At 71.2% G+C, this 11481-nt stretch carries 12 protein-coding genes; all 12 read left to right on the top strand.

Annotated features, from left to right (window positions below; all coding sequences use genetic code 11):
* Nucleotides 1–61: 61 nt before the first annotated feature.
* A complete protein-coding gene (locus ACQPZF_RS33430) occupies nucleotides 62–358 on the top strand; it encodes a DUF503 domain-containing protein (RefSeq protein ID WP_433263861.1) in 297 nt (98 codons plus the stop codon).
* 45 nt (nucleotides 359–403) lie between these two features.
* Nucleotides 404–853, top strand: coding sequence for a 30S ribosome-binding factor RbfA (gene rbfA / locus ACQPZF_RS33425; protein WP_433263859.1), 450 nt, complete (start codon nucleotides 404–406; stop codon nucleotides 851–853).
* 10 nt (nucleotides 854–863) lie between these two features.
* Nucleotides 864–1850, top strand: a complete 987-nt coding sequence (locus ACQPZF_RS33420; RefSeq protein ID WP_433263857.1) for a DHH family phosphoesterase — start codon at nucleotides 864–866, stop codon at nucleotides 1848–1850.
* Between the two features lie 694 nt (nucleotides 1851–2544).
* A complete protein-coding gene (locus tag ACQPZF_RS33415; protein WP_433263855.1) occupies nucleotides 2545–3843 on the top strand; it encodes an MATE family efflux transporter in 1299 nt (432 codons plus the stop codon).
* 84 nt (nucleotides 3844–3927) lie between these two features.
* Entirely contained in the window at nucleotides 3928–5247 is a 1320-nt protein-coding gene (locus tag ACQPZF_RS33410; RefSeq protein ID WP_433263853.1) for an MFS transporter, read from the top strand.
* A gap of 11 nt (nucleotides 5248–5258) precedes the next feature.
* Complete coding sequence (truB, locus tag ACQPZF_RS33405; protein WP_433263851.1) at nucleotides 5259–6155, top strand: tRNA pseudouridine(55) synthase TruB; 897 nt, start codon at nucleotides 5259–5261, stop codon at nucleotides 6153–6155.
* Between the two features lie 16 nt (nucleotides 6156–6171).
* On the top strand, nucleotides 6172–6543 hold the full coding sequence (locus ACQPZF_RS33400; RefSeq protein WP_433263849.1) for a hypothetical protein: 372 nt from the start codon (nucleotides 6172–6174) through the stop codon (nucleotides 6541–6543).
* A 42-nt stretch (nucleotides 6544–6585) separates the two neighbouring features.
* Nucleotides 6586–7524 (top strand): bifunctional riboflavin kinase/FAD synthetase, encoded by a 939-nt coding sequence (locus tag ACQPZF_RS33395; protein WP_433263847.1) that lies wholly within the window; start codon nucleotides 6586–6588, stop codon nucleotides 7522–7524.
* Nucleotides 7525–7617: 93 nt separating this feature from the next.
* The gene (locus ACQPZF_RS33390; protein WP_433274828.1) at nucleotides 7618–8103 is read left to right on the top strand and encodes a helix-turn-helix domain-containing protein; all 486 of its coding nucleotides are present in this window, start codon (nucleotides 7618–7620) and stop codon (nucleotides 8101–8103) included.
* A 32-nt stretch (nucleotides 8104–8135) separates the two neighbouring features.
* Nucleotides 8136–8567 (top strand): 2'-5' RNA ligase family protein, encoded by a 432-nt coding sequence (locus ACQPZF_RS33385; protein ID WP_433263845.1) that lies wholly within the window; start codon nucleotides 8136–8138, stop codon nucleotides 8565–8567.
* Between the two features lie 123 nt (nucleotides 8568–8690).
* Entirely contained in the window at nucleotides 8691–8960 is a 270-nt protein-coding gene (gene rpsO / locus ACQPZF_RS33380) for a 30S ribosomal protein S15 (RefSeq protein ID WP_121008423.1), read from the top strand.
* 261 nt (nucleotides 8961–9221) lie between these two features.
* Nucleotides 9222–11465 (top strand): polyribonucleotide nucleotidyltransferase, encoded by a 2244-nt coding sequence (locus ACQPZF_RS33375; RefSeq protein WP_433263843.1) that lies wholly within the window; start codon nucleotides 9222–9224, stop codon nucleotides 11463–11465.
* Nucleotides 11466–11481: the final 16 nt, after the last annotated feature.

Below are 11481 nucleotides of genomic sequence, written 5' to 3'. Positions count from 1 at the left end.
CGGACACCGGGGGCCGCCGCCTCGTGGCGGCGGCCCCCTCCTGACCCCGTGGTGATGACACTTGTATGTGGGTGCCCTTGAGCTGGACGTGCTGCTCGGCGACGTCCACTCGTTGAAGCAGAAGCGGTCCGTGGTGAAGCCCGTGGTGGCGGAGCTGCGCAAGAAGTTCGAGGTGTCGGTCGCGGAAGCGGGCCACCTCGACCTGCACCGCCGCGCGCTGATCGGAGTGGCGGCGGTGGCCGCCGACGCCGAGCATGTCAGGGACGTCCTGGCCGCCTGCGAGCGGCTGGTGGCGGGACGCCCCGAACTGGAACTGCTCTCCGCCCGGCACAGGCTGCTCGGGCCGGAGGACGACTGAACGCCGCCGTTCGTGGCGGCGGGTGAGTACGGAGGAGGGAGCGCCGTGGCCGACCAGGCACGGGCGCGCAAGCTGGCCAAGCGGATCTCGCAGATCGTGGCCTCCGCGCTGGAACACGAGGTGAAGGACCCGCGCCTGGCACGGGTGACGATCACCGACACGCGGGTGACCGGCGACCTGCACGACGCGACGGTCTACTACACCGTGCTCGGCGAGAAACTGGACGCCGAGCCGGACCTGGCGGGTGCCGCCGCGGCGCTGGAGAAGGCCAAGGGCGTGCTGCGCACGATGGTCGGCCAGCAGACCGGCGTGCGCTTCACCCCGACCTTGTCGTTCGTCACCGACACCGTGCCCGACGAGGCGCGCCGGATGGACGAACTGCTGGCTCGGGCCCGCGAGGCGGACGCGGAGGTGGCCCGGATCGCGTCGGGGGCCGAACCCGCCGGCGAACCGGACCCGTACAAGCCTCCGCGTGACGAGGAGGAAGCCGACTAGCGTTCTGGTCGTGTCCAACGACCTGAGCGCTTCTCTGACGGCCGCCGCCGCTGCCCTGACCGACGCCTCCGACGTGACCCTGCTGGCCCACGTGAACCCGGACGCGGACGCGCTGGGCAGCGCACTGGCCCTGGGTTTGGCCCTGCACCGCCTCGGCAAGACCGTGCGGGTGTCCTTCGGCGCGCCCGACTCGGTCCCCGAGACGCTGCGCGACCTGGACGTGGCAGGCCTGCTCGTGCCCGCCTCCGCCGTGCCCGCCGCCCCCGAGGTGCTGGTGGCGCTGGACACCGGCTCGGTGGGCCGCCTCGGACCGTTGGCGGACCGGTTGTCGACGGCCGGGACCGTGGTGGTGGTCGACCACCACGTGTCCAATCCCGGGTTCGGCACCGTGAACGTGATCGACGCTTCGGCCGAAGCGACTGCTCTGGTGGTGCTGCGGCTGCTGGACGAACTGGGCGTGGAACTGGACGAGCCCATCGCGCGGTGCGTCTACGCGGGGTTGGTGACCGACACGCGGTCCTTCCGACACGCTCGGGCCTCGACCCACGAGGTCGCGGCCCGGCTGCTGGCCGCTGGGGTGGACGCCGAGGCGGTGGCGCGGCCTTTGATGGACTCGCACCCCTTCGGCTATCTGGGGATGTTGGCGAAGGTGTTGTCGCGGGCGGCTCTGGAGCGCTCGGCGGCCGGCGGGCTGGGTTTCGTGCACGCGGTCGTGACTTTGGACGATGCCGCCGGGTTGCGTCCGGAGGAGGTCGAGAGCGTGGTCGATTTGGTGCGCACTACGGCTGAGGCCGAGGTCGCGGCGGTGTTGAAGGAGTTGGGGCCGTCCTATTGGTCGGTGTCGCTGCGGGCTGTCAGCCGGGTTGACGTGCGGGAGGTCGCCCAGTTGCTGGGCGGCGGTGGACATCGGCTCGCGGCCGGGTTCACGGCTGAGGGCGACGCTTCGGACGTGCTGTCACGCTTGCGCGAGGCTCTGGAGACGGTCGCCGGCGGCTGATCATGCCGGGCGGTTGCGTCGCGCTGACCAGAGCGGTTGGGGCGCGCTAGCCCAAGCCGGGGGCCTCGTGTTCTCCCGTATGGCCTGGGCGCAGCCCAACCGCGCGTGTCAAGGGGTCCGGAAACACAAAAGAGGCACCGCCTGAGCTTCCCCGAGGGCCCCTTGACGCGTGTGGTTGCCTCTGGCAGGCCATGCGGGAGGACACGACGCCCTTCCCTCCCCGGAGGCCTGCCCAGCGGCGAGCGTCGCTCTTCGGCCTGGAGCGGTCGCGATCGCGCTGGGTCGAAGGGCTTCAAGCGTCCTCGCCGGACCGGCAGGCCGCCAAGGAGGAAGGGCAAGGCGTCGTGTTCTCCCCGTATGGCCTGGTCAAAGACCACCACCCTTGTGCTGGGAGTGCAAGCGAAAAGCGTGCTTGCACTCCCAGCACAAGCGCGGTCCCCTGCGGGCAGGCCATACGGGGAGAACACGAGGCCCCTTCTCTGTGCTCGCGCAAGCCTCGGGCTGCCGGGCTCGCGCAGGCTTCGGGTCGGTGGGCTCGCGCAGGCCTCGGGCTGCCGGGCTCGCGCAGGCCTCGGGTCGGTGGGCTCGCGCTGGCTTCTGGTCGGTGGGCTCTCAGCTTCGGCTCGTCGGATTGTCGGTGGCGCGTGAGAAGGTGGATCGGGGGCTGCTCTGAACGGCCCTGGAGGAGTGGGGCGTGACTGAGCGGGTGCCTGCGAAGCGGGTTGTCGGGTTGGCGGTGCCGGCATTGGGGGTGTTGGCCGCCGAGCCGCTGTACGTGTTGGTCGACACCGCTGTGGTCGGGCATCTCGGCGCGTTGCCGCTTGCCGGGTTGGCGGTGGGCGGTGTGCTGTTCACCCAGGTCGCCACGCAGTTGACCTTCCTCTCCTACGGCACGACGGCTCGTGCTGCCCGGTTGTTCGGCGCCGGCCGGCGCTCTGATGCCGTTCAGGAAGGTGTCCAGGCGACCTGGTTGGCGTTGGGTGTCGGGTTGCTCGTCATCGTGTTCGGGCAGTTGCTCGCCGGGCCGGCGGCGCGGGTGTTGGCTGGTGGGGAAGTGGCCGGGCAGGCGGTGGCCTGGTTGCGGATCGCGTTGTTCGGGGCTCCGTTCGTGCTGGTCACGATGGCCGGCAACGGGTGGATGCGGGGTGTCGAGGACACGGTTCGGCCATTGCGGTACGTGTTGTTGGGTAACGGGTTGTCCGCTGTCCTGTGTCCGGTGTTGGTGCACGTTGCCGGGTGGGGGCTTGAAGGCAGTGCCGTCGCTAACGTGGTGGCGCAGGTGCTGTCGGCCGGGTTGTTCTTCCGGGCGCTGTTCGCCGAAGGCGTGTCGCTGAAGCCGCAGCCGAAGTTGATGCGGGCGCAGCTCGGGCTCGGGCGGGATCTGGTGTTGCGCAGCCTCGCGTTCCAGGCGTGCTTCATCTCGGCTGCCTCGGTTGCCGCGCGCACGTCGGTGGCGGCGGTCGGCGCGCATCAGATCGTGTTGCAGTTGTGGACGTTCCTGGCGTTGGTGCTGGACTCGTTGGCCATTGCCGCGCAGGCGATCGTCGGGCAGGCCCTGGGCGCGCACCGGCGGGACGAGGCCAAGCGGTTCGCGTGGCAGATCACCGGGTACGGGTTGGTGTTCGGGGTGGTGCTCGGCGTCGTGTTCGCGGCGTTGGCCGGGGTGATTCCGCCGCTGTTCACCAGTGACGCGCAGGTGTTGGGCGAGGTGCCGCACGCGTGGTGGTTCTTCGTGGTGTTGCAGCCGATCGCGGGTGTGGTGTTCGCGCTCGACGGGGTGCTGCTGGGCGCCGGTGACGCCAAGTTCCTGCGCACCGCCACGCTGGTCGCGGCCGGGCTCGGGTTCCTGCCGTTGGTCTGGGCTTCGCTGGCCTTCGACTGGGGGCTGGTCGGCATCTGGGCCGGGCTCTCCGCGTTCATGGTGGTGCGGTTGGCCACGTTGCTCGTGCGGACGCGTTCCGGCAGGTGGGCGCGGGTCGGTGTGGTGTGGTGAGGCGCACGTGCCGGAATTGTTAACAGTAGGCAAGTGTTTCCGGATAGACGGAGTGCCGTCGCAGGAGACACGAGGAGCTTTGCCTTGCCGGTCGATCGTGCCACCAAGCAAGCGTGGCTGATCTGGTCAACCGCCGTCGTCGTCTACATCGCCGCCCTCTTCCACCGCACGTCGCTCGGCGTCGCCGGGCTTGAGGCCGCCGTCCGGTTCGACGTCGGGCCCGCCGCGCTCGGCACGTTCACGGTGCTCCAGATCGGCCTGTACGCGCTGATGCAGGTTCCCACCGGGCTGCTGGTGGACCGGTTCGGGCCGCGTCGGGTGCTCGTCGCCGCCGCCCTGCTCATGGGTGTCGGGCAGGTGATGTTCGCGCTCGCCTCGTCGTACCCGCTCGGGCTGGCGGCGCGGGCCGTGCTGGGTGTGGGCGACGCCATGACCTGGGTCAGCGTGTTGCGGCTGGCCGCCGCGCACTTCCCGCCGCGCAGGTTCACCGTCGTGATGTCGCTGTCCGCCGCGTTGGGCGGCGCGGGCAACCTGGTGGCCACCGTGCCGCTGACGTTGCTGCTGGGCAACGCCGGGTGGACCGCGACGTTCCTGATCGCGGGCGCGGCGACCGCCCTGTACTCGGCGATCGTCGCCTGGCGGGTGCGCGAGGCGCCGGACGGGGCGCCGCAGCCGCCGGTCGAGGCGGTGCCGTTGCGCACGGTCGCGAAGCGGGTCGCGTGGGCTTGGCGGGTGCCCGGCACCCGGCTGGGGTTCTGGGTGCACTTCACGTCCATGTCGACGCCGGCGATGCTCGGGCTGCTGTGGGGCTTCCCGTACCTGGTCGAGGCGCAGGGCATGAGCCGGCCCGAGGCGTCGGCGGTGCTGAGCCTGCTGGTGGTCGTGGCGATCGTGGCCGGGCCGGTGGTCGGGTCCGTGATCGCCCGCCGGCCGGAGTGGCGGATGCCGATCGTCGGCTGGTACCTCGCCGCCGCGCTGGTGTGCTGGGCGTTGTTGCTGGGGTGGCCGGGCGGTGTGCTGCCGGTTCCCCTGCTGTTCGCGGTGTTCGGGGTGCTCGCGCTCGGCAACCCCGCGTCCGGCGTCGCGTTCGCGCTGGTGCGTGACTACAACCCGTTGCACCGGGTGAGCACGGCCACCGGCGTGGCGAACGTCGGCGGGTTCGCGGCGATCACGTTCTCGGCCCTGGCGGTCGGCGTGGCGCTGGACCTGGTGAGCGGGCTGCCGGCCGCGCAGGCGTACCGGATCGCGTTCCTGTCGGTGGTGTCCCTGCTGGTGCTGGGCGTGTGGCGGACCGCCGTGTGGTGGCGCCGGGCACGGGCCGCGGTGTTCGCCGCGGCGGAGCGCGGGGAGCACGTGCCGGTGCGGTTGCGTCGCCGGCGGTGGGACGTTCTGGTCGAGGCCTAGGATTACCGGTCGTGTCCGCATCATCTTCCGCTGTGCAGCCAGGTCTCGTTGTCGTCGACAAGCCGGACGGGATGACGTCCCACGACGTGGTGGCGAAGGTCCGCCGCATCCTCGGCACCCGGAAGGTCGGGCACGCGGGCACCCTCGACCCGATGGCGACCGGCGTGCTTGTGCTGGGAGTGGAGCGGGCGACGAAGCTGCTCGGGCACCTGGCGCTGGACAGCAAGGCGTACCTGTCCACGATCCGGCTCGGCTCGGCCACCTCCACCGACGACGCGGAGGGCGAGGTGCTGTCCACTTCGGACGCGTCGGACGTCCCGGAGGACGCCGTCCGCGCGGGCATCGCCAAGCTCACCGGCCCCATCCAGCAGGTGCCGAGCGCGGTGAGCGCGGTGAAGATCGACGGCAAGCGCGCCTACGCGCGGGTCCGCGACGGCGAGGTGGTGGAGATCCCCGCCCGCCCGGTGACCGTGCACCGGTTCGACGTGCTGTCGGTCCGCCGCGAGGGGCCGGCGACCGAACTCGACGTGATGGTGGAGTGCTCGTCCGGGACCTACGTGCGGGCGCTGGCCCGCGACCTGGGCGCGGAACTCGGTGTGGGCGGCCACCTGGCGGCGCTGCGGCGGACCCGCGTGGGGCCGTTCGACCTGCGCGTGGCCAGGACGCTGGCGCAGCTTGAGGAGAACCCCGGCCTGTCGCTGGACCTGGACACGGCCGTCGCGAAAGCTTTCCCCCGCCGCGAGATCGCCCCGAGCGAGGCCGTCGCCATGTCCCACGGCCGGCGCCTGCCGGCCGGCGGCCTGGAGGGCACTTACGGCGTCTTCGGCCCGGACGGCCACGTGGTGGCGCTGGCGAAGGACGAGGGCCCGATCGCCAAGGCATTGGTGGTTCTCACACCCGCCGGATAGGCCTACCGTGGTCGGTATGGCGAGATGGGTGTGGCCGACCGCGGCCGGTGTGGTGACCTCGGCGACCGGGGTCGTGATCAACCTGGCCACGGACCACGCGGACAACCCCTGGACGTGGGGTGGCGTCGTCCTGCTCACCACCGTCGGCGTGTTCGTCGGGCTGGCCGCGCAGCGCTCCGAGCGGAAGCGCCACCAGCCGGAGCCGACCAGGCCCGCCGGCGTGCACAACAGCGTCACGGGCACGGTGCACGGCGGGGTCGTCCAGGCGGGCTCGTTGGGCTCCGTCACGTTCAACTCGGGCACCACGGTCAACCAGAGCGCCACGGCCCACGACGGCGGCACGATCTACCAGGCGGGCCGGGACGTCCGGCAGGACCGGGGGCAGTGACCGGCGCTGAACCGCCGTGCCGGCCCACGTAGGCTGCACCCCGTGCAACGGTGGCGAGGGCTGGAACACCTTCCCGGCGGCTGGGGTCGGTGTGTCGTGACGATCGGCGTGTTCGACGGGGTGCACCGGGGGCACCAGGCGCTCATCGGCCGGGCGGTCGAGCTGGCCGCCGAGAAGAGCGTCCCGTCCGTCCTCATGACGTTCGACCCGCACCCTTCCGAGGTCGTCCGGCCCGGCAGCCACCCCGCCCAGCTCACGAGCCTGCGGCAGCGCGCCGAACTGGTCGAGCAGCTCGGCGTGGACGTGTTCTGCGTCGTCCCGTTCACCGTCGAGGTGTCGCGGATGCCGGCCGACGAGTTCGTGCACGAGATCCTGGTGGAGCGGCTGCACGTCGCCTCCGTCGTGGTCGGCCAGAACTTCACGTTCGGCAGCAAGGCGGCGGGCAACGTCGACCTGCTGCGCGGGCTGGGGCAGCGGTTCGGGTTCGGGGTCGAGGGCGCTGATCTGGTGACCGACGACGGTGTGACGTACTCGTCCACCTACATCCGCGCGTGCATCGACGCCGGGGACGTGAAGGCCGCCGCGCACGCGCTGGGCCGGCCGCACCGGCTGGAGGGCATCGTCGTGCGCGGCGACGGCCGGGGCAAGGAGCTGGGGTTCCCGACCGCCAACCTCTCCACCACGCGGTTCGCCGCGGTGCCGGCGGACGGGGTCTACGCGTGCTGGTTCATCCACTCCAGCGGGCGGCGGCTGCGCGCGGCGGTGTCCGTGGGCACCAACCCGACCTTCTCCGGCCGGGAACGCCGGGTGGAGGCGTTCGTGCTCGACGTCGACGAGGACTTCTACGGCCAGCGGGTGGCATTGGACTTCGTGGACCGGTTGCGGGACATGGAGAAGTTCGACAGCGTCCAGGACCTGCTGGACCAGATGCACCGGGACGTCGCGGAAACGCGGGACATCCTGCCGGGGGCGAGCGCGTGACGCGTTGAACCACCTGGGTGGAACCACCCATGCGCGAGCCACTTACCTGGCAAGATGCCTGTCACGTCCAAGCCGGTCAGGGGAGAGGCGAAGGTGGAGGACCACAAGATCGTCCAGCGCAACCTCGCGTTGCAGCGCGAGTGGTACGGGGAGCCCTTGGGGGACCGGGTGCGCCGGTTGGTGGTCGCTTTCAACGTGTCGCAGGCGCAGCTCGCCGAGGTGCTGGGGATCAGCGCCCCGATGCTCAGCCAGGTGATGAGCGGCCGGCGGGCCAAGATCGGCAACCCGTCCGTGCTGGCGCGGATGATCATGCTGGAGCGCAAGGTCCTCACCCCGGACGTGGCGACCGGCGCGCCGGAGGCCCTCCAGCGCGCGCTGGAGGAGGTGCGCGAGTCCAAGCCGACGGTGAGCCGTGACTCGCTGCCGGTGAACGGCACGGACGCCGAGGCCACCGTCTTCCCGTTCCTGCGCCGCATCGCCGACCGGCGCGAGCTGTCCCAGGCCGCGGACGTGCTGGGCGAGGACTTCCCGGCGCTGGCCGACCTGCTGCGCCGCGCGGGCAAGGGGCGCGAGTCCTGAGGCTGTTCACGGGCGTCTTCCCGCCCGAGCCGGTGGTCGCCGAGCTGGCCGAGGCGCTGCGCCCGCTGCGCGCGGAGTACCCGGACCTGAAGTGGAGCACTCCGAGTCGCTGGCACGTCACGCTCTGCTTCCACGGTGACGACGCGGAGCCCGCGGGCCGGCTCGACGCGCTGCGCGGCCTGCCCTCCCCCACCGTCCGGCTGGTCGGCGGCGGCACGTTCTCCGGCGTCCTGTGGATCGGCGTCGACGGCCCGTTGCGGCCCCTGGCCGAGGCGGCGGGCGCGGGCGCGGACTGGCGTCCACATCTGACGGTCGCCCGCTCCCGCCGGCGCGGAACCCGTTGGCCGCACGTCGTGTTCACCGGTCGCGAGTGGACCGTCACGGAGGTCGCGCTGGTCCGCAGCCACCCGTCCGTGGGCTACGAAGTGCTCGACCGGGTGCCCTTGACCACGCCAAACGACTAGTCGCGGCGACTACTGGTAACCTCGACAGTTGGGTCTGGCTGCGGTCCGTGGCGGCCATGACCGTCTACCCCCGGCGACGGGGGCCGCACGGAACATCCCAGAGGTATGAGGAGTAGCAGGAACGTGGCACTGACCACCCAGGAAAAGAAGACCATCCTCGCCGAGTACGGCGTCCACGACACGGACACCGGCTCCGCCGAGGCGCAGGTCGCGCTGCTGAGCAAGCGGATCGCCGACCTGACCGAGCACCTCAAGCAGCACAAGCACGACCACCACTCGCGTCGTGGTCTGCTGCTGCTGGTCGGCCGGCGCCGCCGGCTGCTCAACTACCTCCAGAAGGTGGACATCCAGCGCTACCGGTCGCTCATCTCGCGACTGGGTCTGCGCAGGTGACAGCCGCCGAGGGGGAGTGATCGATCCGGTCGCTCCCCCTCGGCGCACCGACAACCGAACAAAGACGAGGGACGCACGCACGCGTGGCGCAACGGGACGACAGTTCGCCGGTCCTCGGTAGTGGCCCCCTGGCTCGCACCCGCTCGACGGCTCGCCCGTCGCGCCGCACCCCAGGGGACTTCGATCGAAGACCGGCCTCGTCCGACCGCGACCCCGCGCCCGTACCCGCTGCGGCCCGTATGACGAGGAGCTTTGAAGCACATGACGGACATCGAGGTCCACGAGACTTCAGCCGTGATCGACAACGGTCGGTTCGGCACCCGCACCATCCGGTTCGAGACCGGCCGGCTGGCCCGCCAGGCGGCGGGCTCCGTCGTCGCCTACCTGGACGACGAGACGATGCTGCTGTCGGCGACGACGGCGTCCAAGCACCCCAAGGAGCACTTCGACTTCTTCCCCCTCACGGTGGACGTCGAGGAGCGCATGTACGCCGCGGGCCGCATCCCCGGCTCGTTCTTCCGCCGCGAAGGCCGCCCGTCGACCGACGCGATCCTGACCTGCCGCCTGATCGACCGGCCGCTGCGCCCGTCCTTCGTGGACGGTCTGCGCAACGAGATCCAGGTCGTCATCACGGTGATGAGCCTGAACCCGGCCGACCTGTACGACGTGGTGGCGATCAACGCCGCGTCCGCGTCCACGCAGCTCGCCGGCCTGCCGTTCTCCGGTCCCATCGGCGGCGTCCGGGTGGCGCTGATCGAGGGCCAGTGGGTGGCGTTCCCGACCCACGAGCAGCTCTCGAAGGCCGTGTTCGACATGGTCGTGGCCGGTCGGGTGGTGGGTGACGACGTCGCGATCATGATGGTCGAGGCCGAGGCCACCGAGAACGTGACCGACCTGGTCGCCGAGGGCGCGCAGGCCCCGACCGAAGAGGTCGTGGCGGCGGGCCTGGAAGCGGCCAAGCCGTTCATCAAGTCGCTGTGCGACGCGCAGGCCGAGCTGGCCGCGCACGCCGCCAAGGCGACCGGCGAGTTCCCGACCTACCCGGCCTACCAGGACGACGCGTTCGCGGCCGTCGAGCAGGCCGGCGCGGCCGACCTGGCACAGGCGCTGTCCATCGCGGGCAAGCAGGAGCGCGAGTCCCGCATCGACGAGATCAAGGCGTCGGTGCTGGAGAAGCTGGCCGAGCAGTTCGAGGGCCGGGAGAAGGAGGTCGGCGCTGCGTTCCGCTCGCTGACCAAGAAGCTGGTGCGGCAGCGCATCCTGCGCGAGAAGGTCCGCATCGACGGCCGCGGCCTGACCGAGATCCGGTCGCTGTCCGCCGAGGTCGAGCTGATCCCGCGGGCGCACGGCTCGGCGCTGTTCGAGCGCGGCGAGACCCAGATCCTGGGTGTCACCACGCTGAACATGCTGCGCATGGAGCAGCAGATCGACTCGCTGTCCCCGGAGACGCACAAGCGCTACCTGCACCACTACAACTTCCCGCCGTTCTCCACCGGCGAGACCGGCCGCGTGGGCTCGCCCAAGCGGCGCGAGATCGGCCACGGCGCGCTGGCCGAGCGGGCGCTGGCGCCCGTGCTGCCCAAGCGCGAGGAGTTCCCGTACGCGATCCGCCAGGTCTCCGAGGCGCTGAGCTCCAACGGCTCCACCTCGATGGGCTCGGTCTGCGCGTCCACGATGTCGCTGCTCAACGCCGGTGTGCCGCTGAAGGCGCCGGTCTCGGGCATCGCGATGGGCCTGGTGTCCGACGAGGTCGACGGCAAGACGGAGTACGTCGCGCTGACCGACATCCTGGGCGCCGAGGACGCGTTCGGCGACATGGACTTCAAGGTCGCCGGCACCAAGGAGTTCGTGACCGCGCTCCAGCTCGACACCAAGCTCGACGGCATCCCGTCCGAGGTGCTGGGCGCGGCGCTCGGCCAGGCCCGCGACGCCCGCCTGACCATCCTGGAGGTGATGGCCGAGGCCATCGACCGCCCGGACGAGATGAGCCCGTTCGCGCCGCGCGTGACCTCGGTGAAGATCCCGACCGACAAGATCGGCGAGGTGATCGGGCCGAAGGGCAAGATGATCAACTCGATCACCGAGCAGACCGGCGCCGACATCTCCATCGAGGACGACGGCACGATCTACGTCGGCGCGGCGGACGGCCCGTCGGCCGAGGCGGCGATCGACCTGATCAACGCCATCGCCAACCCGCAGCTCCCGAAGGTGGGCGAGCGGTTCCTGGGCACCGTGGTGAAGACCGCGGCGTTCGGCGCGTTCGTCTCGCTGCTGCCGGGCAAGGACGGCCTGATCCACATCTCCAAGCTGGGCAACGGCAAGCGCATCGCCAAGGTGGAGGACGTCGTCAAGGTCGGCGACAAGCTCCGCGTGGAGATCGCCGACATCGACCAGCGCGGCAAGATCAGCCTGGTCCTGGTCAACGAGGACGAGGCCGCGCCGGCGCAGGACACCGCGCCGGACGAGGTCCAGGACTCCGTGCCCGCCGACTCCGCGGCGCAGTGACGGCACTGTGACCACG

The organism is Actinosynnema sp. CS-041913, from assembly GCF_050942485.1.
Lineage (GTDB): Bacteria > Actinomycetota > Actinomycetes > Mycobacteriales > Pseudonocardiaceae > Actinosynnema.
Note: the sequence above shows the minus strand (reverse complement) of the source record. Positions and strands in the feature narration are given on the sequence as shown.